This is a genomic window from Bradyrhizobium nitroreducens (assembly GCF_002776695.1).
In the GTDB taxonomy this organism is placed as follows: Bacteria; Pseudomonadota; Alphaproteobacteria; order Rhizobiales; family Xanthobacteraceae; genus Bradyrhizobium; species Bradyrhizobium nitroreducens.
In genome coordinates, this window is record NZ_LFJC01000003.1 from 6,488,058 (window position 1) to 6,511,475 (window position 23,418).

A 23,418-nucleotide genomic window follows, 5' to 3' on the forward strand; every position below is an offset into this window, starting at 1 on the left:
GTTTCTACGTCGTGTGAAGTAGTTCGCATTCACGTTGCAAGTTGCCCATTAATATTACAACCTCAGACTGCAGACAACGAGCGAGGGAGTGGCTCGCTTAGTGTTCGCCAAAACAGTTCTGAGCTGCATTGGTACTGCGGCGTACGTTTGCCGCGAGCGGGTTTTGAATAGCTAGATGTGCACTTATTTGGGCTCGTGCATGCTCCTGGCGGAGAGCCTATGTCAGCAGTGCAGTGAGGCAGCACGATATGGAGATAGATCGACCGACAGAGCTTCGCATTAATGCGTGGGATGGTTCTCAAAGCCCCACGATCGAGTTTCCTGACCAGACCCCGAAAGAAGTATTGAGGCTTGCCACGCTGGCGCCACCTCGCGTCGCCGAGATGCGCGATTGGCGCTCGCCTGACGTCGGTTGGGGCTTAGTCCTCCGTGATGACGATACTATTCCTGCTAAGGACAAGGCCGTTGGTGCAGATGCGCCAGAGCCTTTGCGCCGTTTGCTTGCCGCACGAGCACATGCGCCCGCGGAAACTGCGCCAGTTCTGCGGTACCGTCCGAATAAGCCGCCCGGTCTTTTGTATCGTTACTATAAGGACGGAGAGTGTGAGCCACTATCGACAGCGGCCCCCGATCGCGGGGTCCGCGCTGGACAACTTCCTCAGTACCTTCTGCTTTATGGTACCCCCGTGGAACTCCCATGGGCCGTACAATACGGGCTAAATCTTTCAGCATTCGTCGGCCGGCTCGACCTCTCTGTCGACGAAGGACTGGGCAACTATGTCGATGCCCTGATCGACGATTGGAAGACCGCCGGTACCGCCGACCTCGCCCTGCCGGTCGTCTGGAGTACTAATTGGGGAGTGCCAGACATCACCTTCCTAATGGCACGCGTCATCGGAGCTAAGCTCGAAGGCCAGTTTACGCAAAACGAGGAAACCCGACGCTGCACTTGGATCACCGACGCGAGCGCCACCTGCGGGACACTCGTTGATGCTCTTCATGAGCGAAAACCAGGATTCATCTGCACGACGAGCCATGGCATGACGGGTCCGTTGAATGACAGTGCCGCGATCATTGCCAATCTCGGATCGCCAGTGGACGCGCTCAAACGGTGTTTGACAGTAGATGCACTCGATACATGGTCGCCTGGGGGAGCAGTCTGGTATTCACACGCTTGCTGTTCGGCTGGCTCGGATGCCGTCACGCGCTACCAAGAGCTGTTCACGCCAAGCGAGAGGAATGCTGTACTGACGCGCGGTGTGGCAACGGTCGCAGGCGCTCGTGTCGCGCCGTTGCCTCGCAGGATGCTCGGCAGACCCCACCCCCTACGGGCATTCATTGGCCACGTCGAGCCGACCTTCGATTGGACCTTGCGAGACCCGCTAACCAAGCAGGAGCTAACGCATACAATCGTGCGCTGCCTATACGACAGCCTTTACGCAGACGTTCGGCCAGCGCCTACAATCGGCTGGGCGTTAGCGGACATCTTCAAGGAAGCGGGCAATTTCTTCGGCCTATTTCAGCCTCCCCCTGACGCCGATGATCGTAACACATTGCAGATCTATCGCCGGCTGGCCGCAATGGATCGACAGAATCTAGTGATCCTGGGCGATCCTACAGTCTCGCTACGTCGAATGCCTGATTAGACAGCCTGACCGTTGCTGTGAAACTCGAGAGGGACGATCATGGAAATTGTTATATTCGTGCCAGGAATCTTCGGCTCCAAATTGAAGACACCTGACGGCGAGGAGGTTTGGCCACCGACCCCTATTGAGGCGATGAGCGGCTATCGGCGTATAGAGAAGCTCCTGCAGACGAACCTTCGAGCGGCCGGTGTCGTGGAGAGCGTCTGCATCGACGTCTATGGCTCGATCATCAAGGCGATCGAAGGGTTTGGGTATTCCGAGACCCACGAGCGTCGGCGCTTAGCGAAGTTCGACTACGATTGGCGCCGCGACTTAAATCTCCTCTCTGACCAGTTCGGTCAGATGCTGGCTGATCTTGTGAAACAACATGGAGCTAATGTCGAGATAAAGCTGATATGTCATTCGATGGGAGGCCTCGTGGTGCGCGGCTGTCTCGAAAAGCCTGGCGTGGCGGCCGAGCCTTGGGCAGCCACGGTTAAGATGGCCGTTTTTCTCGCGACACCGCACGAAGGCGCTCCACTCGCCTTCGCGAGAGCTGTTGGTGTTGGGGGAGCGACCATGGGCCTTTCCGCGGAGCAACTCAGCCGAATTGCAGCCGCAACCGGCTTCCCGGCCTGCTTTCAGCTCTTCCCCTCCGCGGCTCTCCTGCCGATCTGGAAGCTAGACGATCCATCACCGTTTAAAGCGGTCAGCGTCTTCGATCCGGCGGTCGTCGCTAATTACCGGCTCAACCCAGACCATTTGGTTGCTGCGACGACCTTCCAAGCGCGATTGGATCCGACGCGGCGCCAACCTGGATGCCGCTATTTTGCGGTGGCCAGCGCTGCTCACGAAACCGTCACGCGGCTCGACCAAGATCACAACGCCGCGGCCGCTGTTGTCGTCAAGAGTTCGGGCGATGGCACAGTGCCAATCCAGAGCGCAACTGCCCTTCGGGTGCAGACGGCCTATGTGGAGGCTAATCATCTCGGAGTGGCGCAAAAGTCGCTTACCCATAAGATCATCGGGATGCTGCTCGGCGCGATACCAGTCGAACCGGTTATCGCGACGTTCGGCGTCGAGGAGGCCGCTCTGAATCTTTCGCTCAGCGAGCGCACGATCGCAGAGGACTCACACTACGAGATCGTCATCACCATGTTGCCCCAGTCCGAGCTACGAGCGTGCATCCGCGTGCAAAGAGACATCGGGAACGCTAAATTGGAAGCCGTTACGGACATTCCGCTTGAAGCCCGCGCGGACCGGCTCGAACGGCTGTCGATCCAAGGGCCGCCGCTCAAGCGCGGGCGCTACGTTTTCGAGCTCCTGGCGAGCGATGACCAAATTGCGGATAAAGAGGAGCTGCTAGTTTCGGCGAACTCAACATGACCGAATTTTGGAAGGTTGTCCTCATGAAGGCCAGCAGGATGCGCTGAAGAAGGTATTGCATGACGAAACGCGCGGTGATCGTCGGCATCGAACAATACAAGATCGACGACATGAGAGTATCAGCCCCAGCAGCAAACGCCGTTGCAGTGGCGAAGTGGGCGCTCGCGATCGGCGTTCTCCCAAACAACATCTATTTCTTCGCAACAGCGCTCGACGCGGGCGCGACGGCGGAGATTGAGAAAGCTGGTGTGCAAGTGAGGGGGACGACCTTACGCGACATCGATACCGTCTTGCGCGAGGAACTGCCCGGCGCGGAAGACGGGTCCGCACTGCTTTTTTACTGGTCTGGCCACGGAATGACTGACAACAAGGGACAGCGTCTGCTCTTTTGCTCGGACTACACAGAAATCCTGCGCGACCGGGTCTTCAACGCCTCGCTCTTCTTTCGAAAGTTGCGGACTGATCGATACCCTGGTCTACGGCGCATGCTCGCGCTCCTTGATGTGTGCGGCACCAACAGCAAATTGCCAGTGGAACCCGCGTCCTACGACGTCGATCAAGTGTTTCCGCGCCACCATCGCATCTTCTTTGCGACGCCTGAGGGTGGCTTCGCGATTGCCGCTACCGGGCAGGGCGCATTCACGTACTGCGCGCTAAAGGTGATGAACACGTTTTTCGATTTTCCGGATTTGGAGACTTTCAAGAGGCGCCTCGATACTGAGTTGGACAATTCCCAGCTCGATAGATTCCTTCTTTCAATCGGCACGGAAAAGGACGAGTACGAGAGGTTTGTTGGCATCGCTCGCCGAAGCGATGACCAGATTGCCGACGACCTGACCGAATTAGTCATGGCACTCGGCGTCTCTCGCAGTACTCTAGAACGCCATTTCCTCGCAACGGCCAGAGCTATGAAGAACGATCGCCTTCTCCTTGCGCAGGGCATCTCTGGCATGATCCGCGAACTCAACGGCGTGGGCGAAAGGGTTCCGCGCGCCACATATGCCATTGTCCAGTTCGTGCTTCGACTCTGCGGCGATCCGTCGAACGCAAAACACAAATCGGCGCTTAAGGATTGGTTGTCGCTTCATGCCACGGAGGCCGTGATCAGTGATGCGAAGCATGAGCTTGAGGTTGAGAGGAGTCGCAAGTTTCTGATCTTCGACGTTCAGGCCGACCCGAACGGCGACCTCAAGAGTTTGCAACCATTCCTGAGAAATTTCGACCTAACCGAGGTACAGGGGCATGTCTTCGACTCAATCCCGGTTCAGTCTTGGGACGACACTGGCCGTGCCGTCCTTTCGGTCTTAAAAAAACTTAGTGCCCATCAACTTGCCGACGATCTGGAAATCCATTTCGTGCTCGAACCGATCGCCTTCGATTGGCCTTTCCATCGCCTCCCAGGGCTCAAACAGGATTATCAGCTTGGTGAGGAGCACGCGGTGGTGCTGCACTACGGACCACGGGTAAAGCCCACGCCAACTGCTGCAAGACGCGCGTGGGTCGAGCGATTCAACGCCATAAGCAAATTGTCTGTCTCGGAGCTGTGCTGGACACCGTGCCGACCAGGACAATCTCTACCTCGACAACCCATACTGTGCCTCGCGACCGCGGCGATCAAGTCGGGTCCGGCCGGGTCCCCAGGTAAAAAGGCACTGAACAGCCTGATCCAACTCGGAGCGCCATACCTCTACTGGCCACACGACGACAACGAGCCGGATGCCGAACAACCTCTTACGGAACTCGTTCGCGGCTTGGCGACACTTGCCGAGGTACCTCAAGCTCTTTCGCAGAAACGTATTGCCGATGCCGGGGTCGTGCAGTCGGGATCACTGCTGTGGGATCAGCCGACGTTCCAACCATTCGCCAAGCATTCGGAGAAAGTGGATGAGTGACCCAGATTGGAAGATTTTTCGGGGGAGCGGGGAGCCGCATGACGGGCTCGGTGAGCTTCCCGCTCCACCGCCCTGGCGATTTGCGCGCGCGATGGGAGCGATCAGTCCACCGGCCGCCGACCTCGACTTGAAGGCAGCAGCCTCCAAGGCGACGACGTTTCGGCCGAGTGACGCCATGATCATTGCGGTTAACACCGCCCTCTACCTGCGGAGGCCCTTGCTCCTCACCGGCAGGCCCGGGACAGGCAAATCGACGTTGATCAGCAAGGTTGCCTACGAGCTCAAGCTTGGTCCGGTCCTGAAGTGGTCGATCAGCTCGCGCTCCACAGTGCGAGGTGGCGTCTACGAATATGATGCGGTTGGACGTCTGCAGGCGGGCAAAGGAATCGACCCGCCGGTGGAGGAATACTTGACACTAGGTCCGCTCGGCACTGCGCTTGCGGCTCGAAGCCGCCCCCGTGCGCTTTTGATTGACGAGATCGACAAGTCGGACCTCGATTTTGCAAATGACCTCCTGAACGTGATCGAGGATGGCGAGTATGACATTCCGGAGCTTCAGCGTCTCGGAGCGCGGCCGTTAGTTACCGTCAAAGACGTGTCCGGTCGGAACGTTCAGATCGACAAAGGCCGCTTGATAAGTCAACAGTTCCCCTTCGTCGTCATGACTTCGAATGGCGAACGCGAATTTCCCGCCCCGTTTCTACGGCGATGCGTGCGGCTGACGATCGACCCGCCGACCAAAGACGAGCTCACGGCCATCGTCGATGCACATTTGAAACAATTCGTTTCGAACGATAAGCGCGAAGAGATGGAAACGTTGATCGACCAATTCTTGAAGGATCGTCAGCAAAGCGACGTCTCGACGGATCAGCTGCTCAACTCGATTTTCCTGACGGTCGCGATACGGGACAGAGATACCCGAACTTTCACCAATGAAGAGCTCACGGCTGTCAGATCGGCTCTTGCACGACCTTTGAGCGGCGCATCGGCGTGAGCCACATGACCGACCAGAAGCTCAACAAGTTCATCACGATCCTACGAGAAGCCGATTTTGATGTGAGTTGGGACAACGTGCTCGATGCGCTCTGGCTTGCGAGCCTCGGCCGCAAACTCGACCTCGGCGGTGCCCCTTCAACCTCCAGGCCTGCGGTTAACCCTACAAGTGATGGCACCGATCCACAGAACGAACACTACTTTGACAGGAAGAACGAGAATGATCGCAAGGCTCGTGAGAATGATGAGCAGGAAGAGCCAGGCCCGAATAGCAAGAAAACGGGTGGCGGAGAAGCCGACGCACACACCGGCCTTTACGCCCGTGGAGATATTGCGCCCGGAGACCGGACCGTAACGGCATCATCAATTCTGCTGCCCGCAGCGCGAACACTGCCGGACCGGCTTGCCGTGACACGTGCGCTGAAGCCCTTTCGTCGACGTCGGCCGTCAGACATTGGCGTCGAGCTGGACGAAGCGCGCACAGCGGAACTCACCGCTGAACTGCGGTTAGTGCTCGACGAAGGACTCTTTGCGGTGCTGCGTCCCCAACAAGAGCGTTGGTACGAAGCTCACGTTGTATTGGAGGACGAGCCAGCAGTTGAAGTCTGGGGTGCGCCCCTGCGCGAGTTCGTCGATCTACTGCGTCAAACCGGGGCTTTCCGGCTCGTGCGCGTTTGGCGCCTTCGATTGGACCATGCCAACCCTCGCGATCCACAAAAGGCGCGGCTCGAAACTCCCGCCGGTGCTCTGATTTCGCCACGGGTTCTCGCTGGCGACGAGCGTCGCCTTGTATTTTTCGCGAGCCACGGCGACTCCCTGCACTGGGTCGACGGAATCTACCCCAGTCTCCTGAAGTCCTGGTCGGCGGCAAGCCTCGTGTTGCTTCATCTGCTGCCCCGGCATCGTTGGACTTACACGCTACTCGGCGAGCCACAAGCGCTCGCACGCGCAAGCCGTCCGGGCAGTGCGGCCGAAGCGCTGGATATCGAGACGCTCTGGTGGCGGGTCAGTCCAGATCCCTCGCAACCCCGAGTGCTTCGTCTGCCTGTGGTACCGATCTTACCACAAGCTCTTGGTATCTGGTCGCGAATGCAGATGGGATTGGGTCAGGGCACCGAAGCATTCCTGATCGATCCGGCTGAAACCTTGACGGATGCTGAGCTTGCCGGACTTTTGCCAGAAAGGATAGAGCCAGCCCGCGCGCTTACCAATTTACGCGAACGATCAGTCGCGGCCTTCGACCTTGCCGTTATGCTTGCAAGCGCTCCTTTCACATTGCCGGTTGCGAGGCTCGTTCAGGAGGTAACCCAGGAAGGGCGAACCGACTTCTCGGTCTTAGCGGAGCTGATGCTTAGCGGTGTGGTCGTTACCCGCGGCAGCGAAGAAGCCGATGAGAGAACCAGCGAAACCACATACTTCGAAATTAGCGCTGCCGTGCGCCCGCATCTTCTTCGCTCACTCCGCAAATCCGATGCTACCGCGCTCGCCGTCGCGCTCGATCGGCGCCTCTCGGCGTACCTTAGCTCGATCGCGGGCCGCAGCGTTCAATTCTCTGCCCTTCTTGCTGACGAGCGAGGCAGCACTAAGCTGCCGGCCTGGGCGCGCGCATTTGCGCACCTGACCACCGCCCTGCGAGGCGGTCGCGAGCCGCTTCCTGATTGGAACTTCCAGGACGCGCGAAAGGCGCTTGAAGAGCTGAGCAGGCCCGTGCTGGGCCAGATTGCACGTCTCGCCGCTAACAACGTTTCTTTTTCGGCCAACAACGTCCAGGCGGACCTATGGCCTTTCATCAAGGATCCTCGTTTTGTTGCAGCGACGCCCGGCGGGCTAAAATTTCGACCGGAAGTCGCCGCCTATCTTGCCGATCAATTGAAAGACCGCGCCTTCCTCGGATTGCGTGTCCTCTGGGTAGATGACTATCCCGCAAATAACACCAGCCCGGCCGCAACGCTAACACAGGGAGGTGCCGAGCCGATCCAATACGCCTTGACCACGGAACAAGCGCTACAACATCCGGCCCTTCGTCAGTTCGACGTGATCCTGAGTGATATGACACGCGATGATAATCACTCGGCGGGCTACGAGCTCTTGAGCCAGCTGCGCGTGATCGGACTCAAAACTCCGGTCATTATCTTCGCCGCTAGTTCCATGAACACTGCCAAACGTCGCGCGCGCGCTGTCGCCGCCGGCGCATTCGGCGGCACCAATCGAGTCGACGTACTTCTGGAGTTGATCGAACAGGCAGCGCGAAGTGCGATGTTTCTTCGCGAGGAAGCTGGGGACCAAGCCAACGCCTCTACACCCGGACTCCGCCCTACGCCCGACGATGACGCACAGGCAATTGAAACTAGCGCATCGCCGCAATCAGCGCCGTCCGAACAATCGCCCGCGTGGCGCGACGTAGCAATCCTTTGGGTTGATGATCGTCCAGACAACAACATTAGAGAACGTGCATTTTTAACGCTTAACGGCGCTTTTGTGACTTTGGCACTCTCGACCGAAGACGCATTGCAAGCTCTCACAGAGCACCGTTTCGACGCGATTATCTCGGACCTCGGGCGTCCGGAAGGAAATCGCGCCGGCTTCGACTTGTTGCGGCGTGTGCGCGAGAGATCAACAATTCCTTTCGCGATCTATGCAGGCGCGCGCGGCGTGCAGCTTGCCGACGAAGCGACGCGGCTCGGAGCGACGATTTCGACTAACCGTTTCGAGCAGATCGCGGAAGCGCTGCGTGGTGCCCTAGATGGCAGCGCGTGGCACACAATGCTATCCGAAGTGCAGTCGGCGCGGCTTCGCGAACTCCTTAAGCGTTATGATACTTCAACTTGGCCTGATCAGAGCCAAGTGCTGAGCGCGGCATATCAGTGGAGTTCGGTCTGGCAGACTATGGAATCGTCCGATCTTATCGCGACGCTTGCGGTGGCAATCGTCAATGCTGTGACCAACACCGACTATTGTCAGCTCTTCAGTGTCACGAATGATCGGATCATCCTGGCCGCAAGTCGTATCGAGTCAGGCAAGGTGGGATACAGCGAGGCTTCCTGGGAAGGTGTGATCGGGCGGGCAGTCCGCACGGGCACCATCGTTCACCTTCCTGACGTCACCGCTGACCACGAGTACATTCCAGCAGAAGCATCAACCCGATCTGAGCTCGCAATCCCGATCATCGGGAGACATGGTAAGGCGATCGGCGTCTTCAACATCGAATCGACACGCCTTTCGGCATTTTCCGGCCATCAATCACAATGGCTTATGACATTTGCGGCCACCTTGATCGACTATTTCTCACAACAACAAGCGTCTGGCAGCGCACTGGGGCCAAAGCGGCCGACGAAGTCAGACCAGCAACCATCAAACGACAACGACCTCAATGAAGGTCGCGGCGAGATTGCTCGCTTGGTGGCGGAGGAACTTGATCTCGATACGCTTTTCGAACGGTTGATGGCGGTGACAAAGCGCTTCATTGATTTTGATGAGGCCGATGCAAGGATAATCGCGTCAGACGGCGAGCATTCACGCACGATATGTGTATTCGGCACACTAGCGCGCCCTACTGCACGGTGGTTGCGAATGAACGCGGACCTCATCAGTTGGACCCAGCACCCGGACACTTGGGTATCTGACCTCAGAGATGTGCCCAGCACCGCGTCAGACATGTTTGACGCAACAGATGTGAGGGCCGGGGCGCTCGTCGGATATCGTTCGCTGATTTCCCAACCGGTGCACCAGAGGGGAACAATCAGAGGATGGATCAGCCTGCTGTCGAAAACACCTGAGGCCTACGGCGGCGAGACTCTGCGAACGTTCAGGCAACTAGGGCTCGATGAGGCGTTCGCAGCGATTTTCTATGCGGCAGACCGCGCGGAAAATCTGTTCGTCGCCAATCTGTTGAAAAAGATGGAAGCAAACAATCTGTCGGATGCCGCTCAAGCTGCCGTCACCGACATCCGAAATTTCTATTCCTTCGAGACCGTCTCAATCTTTTCAGTGAACCAGCCACGAGGCTTGTTTGTACTTCTTGCCGAAGCCACTTTCGGCAGTGCGAGGAGGGACAGACCTGGCTATACGCAGCGGTTCGATGCCGGGCTACTAGGCCTAGCTTACCAGCGCGGCGAACCGGTCGTTGTCAACAACTTTGACGATGGAAGCGACGAAGCCAGAAGCTATGTGCGAGTAAATCCTGACATCCAATCCGCTCTATGCATCCCAATTCGTCAGTTCGGCCGAATTATTTGGATTCTAAGCGTGGAAGACCGACTGCGCGATGCCTTCATCGCGATCGATGTTGAAACGTTTCGGCGCATCGTCCAACGAATGGAGATTGCACTCGAACGCAGGCAACGGATCCCCGATGAGCCGAAGCGCCGAGAATATTCAATCAGCGGCCGCGTACAGGGCGTCGGTTTTCGTGCTTTCGTCCAGCAGCAATTTTCTGCGCTGGCGCTGGAGGGTACGGTCGAAACCCTGAGGGACGGGCGAGTGCGCGTTGTAGCGACTGGCCTCGACGTGCAGCTTGATCAGTTGGAGTCTCGATTACGTCAGGGACCTCCCGCCTCAAAGGTCGACGACGTCGTTGTTCAGAGCCATGATGTCGCAGGAGAGCCCGGATCCTCAAGCACGACGGCGACGCTACAGCGTCCGGCTATCCCGCGCAGCGACCGGCGAGCCGTTATCGCTATTGGCGTCGATAAAGTCGCAAGACTGCCATCCCTTAGGGCAGCGACATCGGCCGCGCGACAATTCGCCCAATGGTCGAGCGAGAGTCAAGGCATACACCAAGTCTGGCTGTTCACCGACGGGAATAGACCCGTCGGCATCAGCGAAATCCGCGAGGCTATCAAGACTTGCGTCCTGCGTGGTGATCTTGACCAAATTATAGTGTACTTCTCCGGTCACGGTACGAGCATCGCGCAGCAAGACCTCTGGCTGCTTTCCGACGCATCACAAGATCTCAATGAGGCCATCGGCGTCGACCAGAACGTTCAACTGGCACGCTCTTCGGGCATCCCGCACGTCGTCTTCATTTCGGATACTTCGCGCGCGCCATTAGATATGAAAGCTTTACTAAGCGCGATGGGCTCTCCCATTTTCCCAAACCTTCCTGCGCATCCAAGCACAAGCGTCCGCAGCGAAATCGATCGCTTCTTCGCCGCTGGGGTAGCGCAAAACGCATACGAAATCGATGGCGAGTCCGTTTTTACGAGCGTTCTGCTATCGGCATTATCAGGAAGCGAACCTTCGGTGCTAACACAGCATGATGGCCGCCAGATCATCAGCAGCCGATCGCTGTCCCGCTTTCTCCGGCAAGCTGTCCCGAAAAAGCTAGAGCAGTTCGCCGTCTCGTTGCATCAGGCCCCCGATTCGATCATTGAGTCCGGTGGCGATTCCTGGCTCGCCATGTTCTAGAGCTAACGACAATTCTAAGCCACTAGCTGAGCAATTGCTGCCTGACGCGGGCCGAAATATAAGCCGTGATACTTCGCCGAGGCAAAGTCCTTTTAGATCGAGTACCGTGTCGCTCACAAAGAACAGCGCTGGTCTGAGCAACCACCGTATTTAGTCCGGGCTGAGCCAAACTCAAGCGAAACACGAGCCACGCCTGAAGCGGTATATTATAAGCGGTGTTTACCGCACCAGTTTCGCACCAGAAACGACGTCAACCAGAGAGACGGACGACGGAAAATCCCACAAAAAATGCAAAGAAATCAACGGGCGTGCTCGCTTTCCCACCGCTCATAACGGTCTGGTTGCAGGTTCGAGTCCTGCCGGGCCCACCAGAGAATTCAATGACTTAGCTATTTGATGAAATTGGAGGTGCACAGGATGTGCACAGATTGGTCTTCAACAGAGAGGGAAGCGGCAACTTTTGTCTTTTCCCTACTCTTTCGGAGCAACAATCACCTCGCTTGGCGTGCTTTTTCTGGCTATTCGCTCCGTTCGAATGACGGGGCACGCCGAGATTAGTGATATTTGCTGCCCCACACCGTTCGGTACGGCTTGGTCGCACGTTCGAACAGGTCGGGGATAACGGATAGTTCTGTAGAGATCATCTACACTCGTTCAGCAGAGCTATTTGCATTCAAGCAATGCAAAGATAACTCTGAGCCACTCATCCCAAGGCTTTCATATGACGAAGGCATACTTGCGACCTCGGCCAATCCGTATTGCTTACCTCGTTGAGGAAACGGAACACTGGCGCGCCATGCTGCAGGAGGTTTTTAACGACGCATTTGGCCGATGGGGTGGTCGCTTCAACTTGATCGTGCCCTGCTCCGATGGAGTCATTCATCCCGACTATACGAGATGGCTTTCGGCTTACGACCCCGACATAATTTACTCGTTCGTTGACCTTGATGATGCGTACCTAGCTCGACTGCACGAAACATTCTATCCCTCGTTTCTTGTGAAACATCGATTTTTGCGCAAGGAACGAGAAACACACGACTTCGAGCCACGGATGCCTGTGTCGTGCCTCCACTCTCTATCCGTGACGCCTCTGATCTCTCGAGGCGGCCCATTGGCACCATCTCAACCAATTCCGTTGATCGATTGCTACGCGAGCTTCAAACCTTCGCTTTTTTTGCAAGAGACATTTGGCCTTTATAACAGGTGTGTCGGCATGTGGCCGATACCGCATGATCTAACCCCTTACGTCACTCCGAATACGATCGTGCCGCCGGAAGTCCAGTCTGATGCGCGGATGTTGCCCAAGATTGTCGACGCGACCGTGTCTTCCGAAATGGAGATGCTGGACCGCATTCAAAAACAACGAAATCTAGTAGGAATGGCTCAACTGTCTGCCGCTTTGACACCGCGGCTTCAAATTAGGACGAGACGGGCGAACCAAGTGAATTTGGTTGTGGGGGACAGCTTTGTCGATCGCATCGTCTATTGGAACGCGCGCTCATTGCTGGATCCACACCTCGACAGCAGTTTGGTCACGCTAAAGATAGAGCAATCCGACGTCGACGACCCTCATCGCTTCCAGGCCATTCAGGCGATCATCAGAAATCGTGTCGTTTCGAGAAGCGGCTCATCGAACAGTGCAATCGCAATACGTTCGGCTTCCATAGCTGCCGACCAGCTCGAAACGATCCTAGAAAAATTCAGATCGGCAGATAAGTGGAATACTTACATAGCCGAACCGATAGAGTCTGTCGCTTCCTGCGTGCCGAGTGAACCAGCAATTGTAAAAGAGGCTTCTTACACGGAACCTGGCGCCTCATTTCAATCCAGCGATTGGCATGAAGTCAGCCTTGGAGTATCCGAGTTTCGGCCACCAAAGATTCCACCCCGCCACATAAGAGACGTCCCGCACGTGCCTCCTTCTGTGTCAGGTGCGTGGGCCTTCGATATCGACATCGATCGATCCACCGACTACAGCCGTTTTCAGAACGTTCAACATCGCTGGCGCCTTCCAAGACGGCTTCGGTTGGCAAGCGCGTTCGTCCAAGGGTATGGGCTCGGCGGCCCTACTGGGCCATCATGCATCCCTCGCGTCACGCGCGGGGGGCTACTAAGCCTTTTTGCTACTAAGGAAGGCGAAGCGCCAGAACTTACTCTACCTTCGGACGAGCGCGCTTTCGGATATGCACTATGCGCGCAACGAAATTGGCTTCCATTCGACTACGGGCGCGGACCTTCTACGGACCGCCTCGTCTATGAGATGCGGCCCTCCGACAAGGGGCACTATCTGAAAGCTTTGCTCCGATTGGGTGGCGGCATCCATTCTTCGCGTGAAATCTTCCTCCATCAGTTTTGGCGAAGCGAGTTTGAGAGCCTCGGTGCATCCCCCCGAAACGGCGAAGACAAGATACCGACAATCATCCAGACACTGAAGAAGCGCCTCAAAGAGGGAAAGATATCGACGGAAGCCCATTGGGAACGAATCGGTCGAGTAGTTGCCCACGAGGCGCGACAGATACGCCTAGCTCCAAGACACCTTCAATTCGACGAGTTGGCGGACCGTTTCGAAGCATTCAGAAATAACTTTTGGAGTGCTAATGAACCGACCACACCCCGCGAGGAATGGGATCGGGACGAAAAGGACTCACTTGCCGCTTCGGTTCGCTACCTTTGTTCACGTGACATCCTTCACCAAGGATATGAGTGGCTTTGTCGGCACTGTAAGTACAGCAATTGGCTCGGCATCGACGCACTTCATCGTACGATGACTTGCGAAGTATGCGCCAGTGAAGCGCCCGCGCCGGTGGCCGACGCATGGTGTTTCAAACTGAATTCTTTCGTGTTGGAAGGCTTACGCGATCACGGACTTCTCGCCAATCTTTGGTGCCTAGACAAATTGTCAGAGAAGGCAAACACTTCTTTCTATTTTCTCGAACCGCACGAATTATTTCTCTCAGCCGAAAGCGCCAACCGACACAAATCTGATGCCGAATTCGATCTAATTGCAGTTGTGGACGGACTCGTTCATCTCTGCGAAGCGAAAACGTCTAATAACGACATTGACCTTGAGAAATTCGCGCGTACCGCTCGACATCTCAGGCCAGATGTCGCCACTCTGGCGATAATGGAAGCAAGCTCGCCGGCGATTGCTCGAAAAGATCAAGAACTGCAAAGACTGCTTGCTGACGATGGCATCACGGTCGAAACGATCACCTTACGAGGTGATGACATTAGAGATGATCCCCATTTACCCGCAGGGAATTCGTTCTCAGTTCGATTGCTATAACGCTCCGAAACACTGATTTTTGAGCGAGTGAAACTCCAATGGATCGCACGTCCTTTTGGTGCACAGATGGTGCACAGATGGTGCACAGAATGAACGTGAACGAACAAGGAAAGCCAGACAAAATCAGAAACAAAAACGCGAGTAATATCAAGGATCTTTAGAAAATCTCTGTCGCTCATAACGGTCTGGTTGCAGGTTCGAGTCCTGCCGGGCCCACCAGCCTTCGCTCGCTTCGCGAGCTACGGCTAGGCTAGCCAGCGTCAACCGAGTTGTACCGTCGCGACGTCAAGGCATGCCGAAGCTCAGGGGCCTCCGCCCGACTCTCACCACGCCAGTTTCCCACCCGAGTTCCCATGTCCTTGAGGGTTAGATTGACCCCGCCCGTGCACCAAATAGCCGATACCCCCTCTCGACGGACACCATCGAAACACTGCTTGCTCATCATATGCAACCAGTAGCTGCTTTGCTATTCTGGCAGCCCTAAGCGCGAAGGGGGCCAAGATGGCGTTTCTTAACGCTGCACTTTCCGCGATCCCGTCAGTCGCAGGAAGCAAGTACTCGCTAATCGCGTACGCCTTGGCAATTGGAGCGTACGTTTTCTTTGTCTGGCGTGTCACGCGGAACAAGAATCTCCTCAAATCAATTGAAAAGCTCCCAGCGCGCGACAGACTGAGTGCCCTCGAAATTGAAATGGGTGGCGTGAGGCTCGCTCGTGGCATTAGTCCTGAGCAATGGCTTCGATCTCGCATTCATCGCTACTACTTTCTGGCATTTGTCGTGGCGTGTTTGCTTGTATTGGGAATACTCCTGATCTCGTTATTGGTCGCGGCCGGCAAGATTGACGTAGCCGTCGATCTGTACGACCCAGCCTCTACTCGCCAGCGTGACAATGCGAATTACAGTCCGGTTGCAATTCCGGGAGCTCGAGCTGACGGCTCGGATTTCAGCGGGGTTACGTCATCTCAAGAGAAGATCGGAAGCGGCGGCCTTCTCAGTAACGACGATGCCTGGCAAACAACATATCTGTACGAGAAGGCCGACGGCATCATTCGTATCAAGCCGCTTCTCCCATATCTCACCGATGAGAATCGCACACGGGTGTTCTCAGGGCGGGACTTTTGGAAAAGCGACTTGCAAGGTACGCAGCCGCTTCTCAGCGTACGCGTGGTAAACAACTCGCGCGAAACACTTCTACTAACCGAGATGGAACTGACCGTGGCAGCGAGCGAGATTGATGAAAGACCTATCATCACGCCTTTGGCGGGTTCCTATCGAGGACAGCTGGTGTTTCTAAATCAGGGATGGGGCCCCGTGTTAGACCCTTCGTTGAAGTACTCCATCAGGCCGATTGGCGAATGCAAGGACCGGTTCGCTCTGACGTCTCCGATAACCCCGAAACTGGACCCGTTTGATGCCAGCACATCGATATCGATCAAAGAATCGGTGCCACAGGAACTCATCGACAAGACAAAACAATGCGAGAAAACGATTAGCTACATTTGCGCCGAAGACTTTTGTAGCGATCTGAACGACCCCACAATCCAGTGCCTCGATACGAAACAAGATCAAAGGTGCCTTACGGTAAACAAAGTCGCTTCCAGGTATGTAGATCGCTTTCTGGAGAACCCAGACCTCAAAGATCGCCTGAAAGGCAGACCACCAAAGATTCACTACGAGCGGGCTTGCTCGAAAACGCCCATATGCATTAACGCAGAGCTGTCTTACAAAGACAAACTCGGCAAGAGTCGCATCTCGCGATTTGCGACCTATGTCTATCTGGATCCGCAAGAGAGCCACGGAGCACTTCCGCCATCCCAGACGTATGATGTCTTTCTCATCGCCGGACGGGTCGGCACGACGGTGAGGAAAGCGACGTCTCAACAAATCAGGCCCGGCGACGCAGATCAATTTTTGGTCCGCATCTTTTCCAACAAATCGGCCACCTACAAATTCCAGCTGGCGATCAGGGATGCAGGTGCCGCCATCGTCTGGCAGGGCGACTTCGAGATGGGAATCTTGGCCCCGCGGACGAGCCACTGATGGGACAAAAATACGCTGCTTTGCAGCACGAACTGTCTGCTGGACCATTCTTTAATTGCGGTGCAGTCCAGCACTGTCACCGTAACATACACACCAAGCACCAATTAGCCGCCCTCGCGCCAGGAGCCATCCATGACCAGTGAAAAAGGGCCCAACATCAAGAAAAAGCAGAAGTGCAAGAACTGCGAAGGCAAGGGCCTGCTCAAGAAGGGCGACAAGGTGGTGAAGTGCCAGCGCTGCAAAGGCACGGGCGTGCGGTGATGATGAGGGGATGACCTTGCCGCCGCGCTACGTCGCGCGGACCCCGCCGGCGAAATGTTTCTCGACGATATATTTCGAATGGACGACGATCGGCTCCACCAGCTCGAAATCGGTCGCGCCGCCGACGTAGAACGTCCGGTCGCCGCCCTGCATGCGGGCGAGGTCGGCATAGATGCCGGTCTTGATCTGCTCCGGCGTGAAGTGCTGGAAATAGGTGAACTCGTCGAACGTGTGCCAGCGCGGCTGGCTGGTGTCGATCGTGCCGCCGAGGAGTTTTGTCAGGCGCTTGACCTCCGCGATGACCTGGTCGTTGGTCTGATTGTCGGTGGGCCGCGTGTAGAACTGCGTGAACATGTTGCCGCTGTCCTGAAACTGCCGCGCCACCGCCCACGGCGTGCCCTGTTCGGTGAGCGGCAGGACCGGCGCGACGGGCGCCTCCATCTTCATGTCGATCCAGAACGTCGTCATGCAGTACGGGTTGATCTGGATCTCGCGGTTCAGCTTCTGCTCGGCGACATTGGGAGCAAGGCCGAGCCGCGCGAACACGTCCGTCGTCAACGGACAGGCGAGCACCAGATAATCATAGAGCTTGGTGTCCTTGACGATCTTGATGTCGTTCAGGTCCTGCTCGGGATACTCCATCTCGATCCGGACACCGGCCGCCGAGCGCTCGATGCTGGTGATGTTGACGTTGAGGCGGACGTTGACCCGCCAGGACACCCGCTCCCACAGCCTCTGAAACCCGTCGGTGAAGCGTCGCGGCCAGGTCCCGATGATCCAGTTGACCGGGCCGTGACCGAACACCATCGGAAAGAACGTGCGAATGGACATGTAGCGCAGCGCATAGGGCGCCGCGATGTCGTCGAGCTGGCCGTAGCCCATGATCGTGATCGGAAACTGGAACAGGGTTGCGAGCGGCATCAGATCCTGTTTCGCGAGCCAGGCCTTGAAGTCGACGCAGAGCTCTCCGTGCTCGTGGATATTGTCGAGGTAATCAGGCGCGTCGATGATGCCGCGCAGCTGCCAGCGGACATAGAGGTATCGAATCGCCGCCCAGAGGAACGTCCACCACGAGATGGTGGACTTGGTGTAAGGGTCGTAGAGCACGGCCTCCATGAGCGATCGATACTTGAAGCTGCTCCAGTCCGGCGCGATGTCGATCGAGGTATAGGGCTTCTCGGCATAGGTGGTCGCGCCGACCTCTCCTGCGATCTTCAGCGTCTCCTGGTAGGCCCACGTGACGTAGTTGGCGCCGAGGTCATAGCTCATGCCGTCGACGGTGAGGCTCTTGCAGAGCCCGCCGATCTGGCCGAGCTTCTCGAGCACCGTGACGTTGTGAAAGCCGTGCCTGGACAGGAACCATGCGGTCGACAGGCCCGCCGGGCCTGCGCCGATGACGGCAATGCTCGCGTTGCAGTCGACTGCGTCGATGCGGGTCATGAGGTTTCCAGGGTGAGCGCGGATGTGTCGGGCCGATCTTGCGACGATGACGCCGTGATGCGCGACATCGTTCAACTCCAGATCGACCATGGGCCGACAGGCATACTGATGGTTTTACGGCAAATGCGCAAGTACCGGTTGTGCAATCAGCGGAATTTCCGCAAACCGTGTCTCCGGCAGGCAAGGCTGTCGGATACGGCTGCCGAGGACCGCCCGCGCGCGCCTCGTGCTTCGAGACGGCGCTCGCGCGCTTCCTCAGGATGAGGCTGGTCGGCGTCGGTGCCCGTTGAAACCGCTACCGCGCACTCCGTCCTCATCGTGAGGAGCCCGCCCGAGGCGCGGTCCTGAAGGATGGCGGTCGCCCGCCGTCTTGCCCGTCCGAACCGCACCGCTATTCTGGCAGCATTGCCTCACCGAAGGACATTTGCATGCGCGTCCACGCCCTCTGCCTCTTTCTCGCCCTTGCCGCACACCTCGCCCCGGCCGCGGCGCGCGACGCCAAGCGATGCCCGGCGGATTTCAGCGTCGAACATCGCCTGGAGGCCGAAAGGGAGGCCGCCCTCAATCTCAACGCGCGAGAGCGGGCGGCCATCGCGGATTTGAGGTCCGTCACCATGGCGCCGATCAGGGAGAAATCCGACCGGCACGAGCTCGATCGCGACGAGTACAACCGCCTCACCAAGCAGCGCAGCGACGCGCTCGGCTGCATCGATGCCGACAACAATCTGAAGGAGCAGCAGGCCTACTACAACGAGAAGATCAAGCTGATCGAGGCCGGCTGCGACACGGGCTCGGCCGACAAATTGTACGCCACCTGGCTGAAGGAGGGCGAGGAGCGCAAGGCCAAGGCCTGCGCGAAGGCGGATCTCGAATATCTGGCCCAGGCCGTCAAGCAGCTGAAGGAGATCCAGGCCGACAAGCTCGCCAGGGAGGAGAAGTCCACCCCGGCCGTCAAGACCGTCGATGCCAGCCAGAAGAACGCCCCGTTCTGCGATCAGATTCGCACCGTGACCGGCCACGCGCCCAATTTGTTCGCTGCCATCACCAAAGAGAAGAAGGAGAAGTGGTTCATCGAACCTGGCACGCTCGGCAGCAAGGGCGTCAAGATCAGCGACATCGCGGAAATCGACGAATACGCCACCCCGATCGTCGTCTCGCAGGATTTTCTCGCGGTTCGACCGGAATGCTCCATCGAAGTCGGCACCGAGAAGAACATCACGATCCGCATCGTTCCGACCTACGCCTGCGACTGGCGATACGACAAGACCAACCGCCGCGAGCTCGAGGAGCGCACCGACCGGCTGCTCAATCTCGTTCGCGGCTGCTTCGGTTCAATCAAGGAGGACGGCGAGTTCTACCGGCACCAGTTCGTCGGCGACGATGCGGTCGCCGTCTCGGGCGATCTCCATTATGGCGAAGGCAAGCCGTCCCGCATCTATCTGAAGATCACCAAGCACACGCCGGCCGAAGACCGAGCTTGCATCAATTACGGCTTCCAGCGGAAGGAGCAGGACAAGAAGCTCTGCATGTCCCGGCTCAAGCCCTGAAGGCGGCGAACCATTGAACGCATCGGGCGAAGCGCGGTGGAATGACAGTGGCAGTCCAGCACTGTCACCGCAATCCCGCGCGAGCACAAGCATCGCTCCGTCATCTGCGATTTCTCGATCCGTATGCCTTAAGTGAAAATTTGTGTGGGGTTCAGCCCGATCAGAATTCAGGCCTGCAAGCGGCATCAATCGGGACAAAGCAACCATCCGTCGATGAGCTCGCGGACGAGCCGGCGATCGTGATCGAGGTCCGTCGAGCGATACTGGTTGGCATCCCTGCTGACCAGGGAATCGGCAACGCGCGCACCGGATGCCGTTCGTTCCAGACGAAGCGCAAATATCATGAACCTGGTCCAGCTCCGGCAGAAATACACCCAGTCGCCGTCGCAGCAGACGGACCACTTCTGCTCCATCTCCTCCGGCTGGAAGCCGCGCAGGATCAGTTCATGCTCGGCCGCGGTAAAGTCGGCCTGGAAACCGAGCGGCTCGATCTCTGCGGGCGGACGACAGTGCTTGCAGGGCCGACCGGTCGATATGGAGCAAGTCATCGTCATCTCCTGCCGCGGATGGCGGGCAAATTGAGCGCTCGACAGGGCGGGTTGCGTCGTATCATTGACGGCGGCCGTACCGACATGACCCATAGGGGTCATTCAACGCTCGCTTCGGCGTGATATATTGCGCGCCGCCTCGCAGGCCCCGCAAGCGTCTCGTCGGCTGTGAAACGAGATTGATCACCCCCGGGGTGGCTCGAGAGCGAACGAACCATCGCGGCAGTCCACTTTGCGCATCACCCCACCTTGCCTCCCCAAACCGCCCCGCTATTCTGACCGCATTGCCCCACCGAAGGACATTTGCATGCGCATCCGGGCCGTCTGCATCTTTCTCGCCGTCGCCGCCAACCTCGCCCCGGCCGCGGCACGCGACGCCAAGCGTTGCCCGCCGGACTTCAGCGTCGAAAACCGGCTGGACGCCGAGCAGAAGGCCGCCCTCAATCTCAACGCCCGCGAGCGCGCCGCCATCGAGGACCTGAAATACGCCACCATGGCGCCGATCAGGGAGAAGTACGACAGGAAGGAGATCGATCGCGACGAGTACAACCGCCTCACCAAGCAGCGCGACGACGCGCTCAACTGCATCGACGCGGACAACAATCTGAAGGACCAGCAGTCCTACTACACCGAGCAGACCAAGCTGATCGAGGCCGGCTGCCAGAAGGGCCCGGTCGACAAGATGTATGCCGGCTGGCTGAAGGAGGGCCAGGAGCGCAAGGCCAAGGCCTGTGCGAAGGCCGATCTCGAATATCTGGCCCAGATGGTCAAGCAGCTGAAGGAGATCCAGACCGACAAGCTCGCCAAGGAGGAGAAGTCTACGCCGGCCGTCAAGACCGTCGATGCCAGCCAGAAGAACGCCCCGTTCTGCGATCAGATTCGCGCCGTGACCGGCCACGCGCCGAACCTGTTCGCCGCCATCACGAAGGAAAAGAAGGAGAAGTGGTTCATCGAACCGGGCACGCTCGGCAGCAAGGGCGTCAAGATCAGCGACGTCGCGGCGATCGACGAATACGCCACCCCGATCACGGTCTCGCAGGACTTTCTCGCCTCCCGAGCCGAGTGCGCCATCAAGGTCGGCACCGACAAGGACATCACGCTCCGGATCGTGCCGACCTACGCCTGCGACTGGCGATACGACAAGACCAACCGCCGCGAGCTCGAGCAGCGCACGGACCGGCTGCTCAATCTCGTTCGCGGCTGCTTCGGGTCAGTGAAGGAGGACGGCGAGTTCTATCGGCACCAGTTCGTCGGCGACGGGGCGGTCAACGTCTCGGGAGACCTCTATTACGGCGAGGGCAAGCCGTCCCGCATCTATCTGGAGATCGCCAAGCATACGCCGGACGAGGACCGGGCCTGCATCAATTACGGCTTCCAGCGCAAGGAGCAGGACAAGAAGCTCTGCATGTCCCGGCTGAAGCCCTGAGGGCGCGGCAAGACCAATCATTCGCATGCGACGCTTCCTCCGATAGGATGACCCCGGGCACTTCCGATATGCTATCCTTCCGCCCGGAAGCAGTCACGGAGACACCCCATGCCCACCAGCGTCAAGCAAATGCTCGAAGCCGCCAACGCGGCCGTCCCGAAGATCACGTCGGAACAGGCCGCCGAGCTGATCAAAAACGGCAACACACTGGTCGTCGACGTGCGCGATGCGCCGGAGGTTGCGGCCAGCGGCAAGATCGCGGGTGCTCTCAACGTCTCGCGGGGCATGCTGGAGTTTCGCGCGGATCCGGAATTGCCGTCCCACGACAAGGCGTTCGACAAGAGCAAGAGCGTCATTCTCTACTGCGCGTCCGGTGGACGGTCGGCGCTGGCCGGCAAGCTGCTGAAGGATCTGGGCTACGACAAGGTCTACAATCTCGGCGGCTTCAAGGACTGGACGGGCGCCGTCGAGAAATAGGACGCGCGGGCCGGTCTGCAGGGGCTCGTCGCAGCCGAGCGCCATCACCGGCGGCTCGGCGCGCGACCCCCGCGCCCTACTCGATCGACGTCGTCTGCCGCCGGCGCAGCTCGGACGGGCTGTGGCCGAACTTCCTGCGGAACACCGTGCTGAAATGCGATGAGCTGCTGAAGCCCAGCCGATAGGCGATCTCGGTCACCGAGAGCGCACGCAGCTCCGGGCGCATCAGCGCGTCGTAGCAGCGCTGCAGGCGGCGGTTCAGGATCCATTCCGACACCGACATCTCGGTCGACCGGAACAGATAATGCAGATGCCGGAGCGAGACGCCGTTGCTCCGGGCGATCTTCTCCAGCGACAAATCCGGGTCGGTGAGGTGCTCCTCGATCCAGGCCTTGACGGAGCGCAGCCGCGCGTTCCGTGCGGTGGCATCCTCCGAGAATTCGTCCTTGTCGCCCATGTCGAGCGCAAGCGCCAGGACGTCCATCAGCTCGTGACCGAGCCGGCCTCGCGCCGTCTCCTCCAGGCTCGAGGCCTCCGAGGCCAGCAGCGCGCAGAATTCGGCGGCGATCCGCCCGAGGCCCCGGCCGGTCGCGATCGTCGCTGCGAGCGGCATCTTGCCTTCGGCAAAACGCGACGAAAATTCCTTGCGCGGAATTTCCAGATACAACGACCGGAATTGGTTCGAGCATTCGAGATCGTAAGCGTCGGAAGCCGAAAAGATCGCGCCGATGCCCGGGCTGGTCACCAGGGTCTGGCCGGCCTGGAGCACGTCCATGCTGCCCTGTTGCAGAAACTGGACGTAGTAACAATCCTTGTCGAGCTTGGCGATGTGCCGCTCGCGCCGCGAGATGCGCTGCTCCGACAGGAAGACGTCGCTCATCGTGACAGGGCCAAATTGCGCCTCACGGATAAAGCCCTGATAGTCGGCCGGCTTCACCGCGTTGACGTCGACATGAACGTAGTGGTCGCAGATCGCATCCTGCCAGGCGGCAAAGCGCTTGGCCGGGTCCAGCTCCTCGGTCGTGAACACCAGATCCATCGGCGGCCCGTTGCAGCGAGGTTTGTCTGTGCGGCGCACAAAAGCCTGCCGG

14 protein-coding genes are annotated in these 23,418 nt (G+C 58.2%); 11 read left to right on the forward strand and 3 right to left on the reverse strand.

Features of this window, described 5'->3' with window-relative positions; genetic code table 11:
- Nucleotides 1–686 precede the first annotated feature (686 nt).
- From TSA1_RS30870 to TSA1_RS40980, 8 genes are all read left to right on the forward strand, one after another.
- Nucleotides 687–1,646, forward strand: a complete 960-nt coding sequence (locus TSA1_RS30870; RefSeq protein WP_100179616.1) for a hypothetical protein — start codon at nt 687–689, stop codon at nt 1,644–1,646.
- A 39-nt stretch (nt 1,647–1,685) separates the two neighbouring features.
- A complete protein-coding gene (locus TSA1_RS30875) occupies nt 1,686–3,011 on the forward strand; it encodes an alpha/beta hydrolase (protein ID WP_100179617.1) in 1,326 nt (441 codons plus the stop codon).
- A 59-nt stretch (nt 3,012–3,070) separates the two neighbouring features.
- A complete protein-coding gene (locus TSA1_RS30880) occupies nt 3,071–4,903 on the forward strand; it encodes a VMAP-C domain-containing protein (protein WP_100179618.1) in 1,833 nt (610 codons plus the stop codon).
- Nucleotides 4,896–5,897, forward strand: coding sequence for an AAA family ATPase (locus TSA1_RS30885; RefSeq protein WP_100179619.1), 1,002 nt, complete (start codon nt 4,896–4,898; stop codon nt 5,895–5,897). The genes TSA1_RS30880 and TSA1_RS30885 overlap by 8 nt, the downstream gene beginning before the upstream one ends.
- 5 nt (nt 5,898–5,902) lie before the next feature.
- Nucleotides 5,903–11,302: an SAV_2336 N-terminal domain-related protein gene (locus TSA1_RS30890; RefSeq protein ID WP_145984403.1), complete on the forward strand. Its 5,400-nt coding sequence runs from the start codon at nt 5,903–5,905 to the stop codon at nt 11,300–11,302.
- Nucleotides 11,303–12,023: 721 nt separating this feature from the next.
- Entirely contained in the window at nt 12,024–14,588 is a 2,565-nt protein-coding gene (locus TSA1_RS39100; RefSeq protein ID WP_145984404.1) for a hypothetical protein, read from the forward strand.
- Between the two features lie 501 nt (nt 14,589–15,089).
- Nucleotides 15,090–16,628, forward strand: a complete 1,539-nt coding sequence (locus TSA1_RS30895; RefSeq protein ID WP_100179621.1) for a hypothetical protein — start codon at nt 15,090–15,092, stop codon at nt 16,626–16,628.
- 132 nt (nt 16,629–16,760) lie between these two features.
- Nucleotides 16,761–16,889, forward strand: coding sequence for a hypothetical protein (locus TSA1_RS40980; protein ID WP_007600646.1), 129 nt, complete (start codon nt 16,761–16,763; stop codon nt 16,887–16,889).
- 27 nt (nt 16,890–16,916) lie between these two features.
- Here the strand turns inward: TSA1_RS40980 and TSA1_RS30900 are convergent, their stop codons facing one another.
- Complete coding sequence (locus tag TSA1_RS30900) at nt 16,917–18,329, reverse strand: FAD-dependent oxidoreductase (RefSeq protein WP_161497285.1); 1,413 nt, start codon at nt 18,327–18,329, stop codon at nt 16,917–16,919.
- A gap of 428 nt (nt 18,330–18,757) precedes the next feature.
- Here TSA1_RS30900 and TSA1_RS30905 point away from each other — a divergent pair, with 428 nt between their 5' ends.
- Nucleotides 18,758–19,876: a hypothetical protein gene (locus TSA1_RS30905; RefSeq protein ID WP_100179623.1), complete on the forward strand. Its 1,119-nt coding sequence runs from the start codon at nt 18,758–18,760 to the stop codon at nt 19,874–19,876.
- Nucleotides 19,877–20,061: 185 nt separating this feature from the next.
- On the opposite strand, the gene TSA1_RS30910 is transcribed toward TSA1_RS30905, so the two are convergent.
- Nucleotides 20,062–20,424 (reverse strand): hypothetical protein, encoded by a 363-nt coding sequence (locus tag TSA1_RS30910; RefSeq protein ID WP_210421910.1) that lies wholly within the window; start codon nt 20,422–20,424, stop codon nt 20,062–20,064.
- Nucleotides 20,425–20,731: 307 nt separating this feature from the next.
- Between TSA1_RS30910 and TSA1_RS30915 the strand changes: the two genes are divergently transcribed.
- Both TSA1_RS30915 and TSA1_RS30920 read left to right on the forward strand, forming a co-directional pair.
- A complete protein-coding gene (locus tag TSA1_RS30915; RefSeq protein WP_100179624.1) occupies nt 20,732–21,850 on the forward strand; it encodes a hypothetical protein in 1,119 nt (372 codons plus the stop codon).
- A 108-nt stretch (nt 21,851–21,958) separates the two neighbouring features.
- Nucleotides 21,959–22,327, forward strand: coding sequence for a rhodanese-like domain-containing protein (locus TSA1_RS30920; RefSeq protein WP_100179625.1), 369 nt, complete (start codon nt 21,959–21,961; stop codon nt 22,325–22,327).
- A 76-nt stretch (nt 22,328–22,403) separates the two neighbouring features.
- On the opposite strand, the gene TSA1_RS30925 is transcribed toward TSA1_RS30920, so the two are convergent.
- Entirely contained in the window at nt 22,404–23,366 is a 963-nt protein-coding gene (locus TSA1_RS30925; protein ID WP_100179626.1) for a helix-turn-helix domain-containing protein, read from the reverse strand.
- Between the last annotated feature and the right edge of the window lie 52 nt (nt 23,367–23,418).

Bases quoted from the DNA above. Each gene is read 5' to 3' on its own strand.
- TSA1_RS30925 (WP_100179626.1), bottom strand. From the start codon at position 23,366: ATGGATCTGGTGTTCACGACCGAGGAGCTGGACCCGGCCAAGCGCTTT.
- TSA1_RS30910 (WP_210421910.1), bottom strand. From the start codon at position 20,424: ATGACTTGCTCCATATCGACCGGTCGGCCCTGCAAGCACTGTCGTCCG.
- TSA1_RS30905 (WP_100179623.1), top strand. From the start codon at position 18,758: ATGCGCGTCCACGCCCTCTGCCTCTTTCTCGCCCTTGCCGCACACCTC.
- TSA1_RS30900 (WP_161497285.1), bottom strand. From the start codon at position 18,329: ATGACCCGCATCGACGCAGTCGACTGCAACGCGAGCATTGCCGTCATC.
- TSA1_RS40980 (WP_007600646.1), top strand. From the start codon at position 16,761: ATGACCAGTGAAAAAGGGCCCAACATCAAGAAAAAGCAGAAGTGCAAG.
- TSA1_RS39100 (WP_145984404.1), top strand. From the start codon at position 12,024: ATGACGAAGGCATACTTGCGACCTCGGCCAATCCGTATTGCTTACCTC.
- TSA1_RS30885 (WP_100179619.1), top strand. From the start codon at position 4,896: ATGAGTGACCCAGATTGGAAGATTTTTCGGGGGAGCGGGGAGCCGCAT.
- TSA1_RS30875 (WP_100179617.1), top strand. From the start codon at position 1,686: ATGGAAATTGTTATATTCGTGCCAGGAATCTTCGGCTCCAAATTGAAG.
- TSA1_RS30890 (WP_145984403.1), top strand. From the start codon at position 5,903: ATGACCGACCAGAAGCTCAACAAGTTCATCACGATCCTACGAGAAGCC.
- TSA1_RS30895 (WP_100179621.1), top strand. From the start codon at position 15,090: ATGGCGTTTCTTAACGCTGCACTTTCCGCGATCCCGTCAGTCGCAGGA.
- TSA1_RS30880 (WP_100179618.1), top strand. From the start codon at position 3,071: ATGACGAAACGCGCGGTGATCGTCGGCATCGAACAATACAAGATCGAC.
- TSA1_RS30915 (WP_100179624.1), top strand. From the start codon at position 20,732: ATGCGCATCCGGGCCGTCTGCATCTTTCTCGCCGTCGCCGCCAACCTC.
- TSA1_RS30920 (WP_100179625.1), top strand. From the start codon at position 21,959: ATGCCCACCAGCGTCAAGCAAATGCTCGAAGCCGCCAACGCGGCCGTC.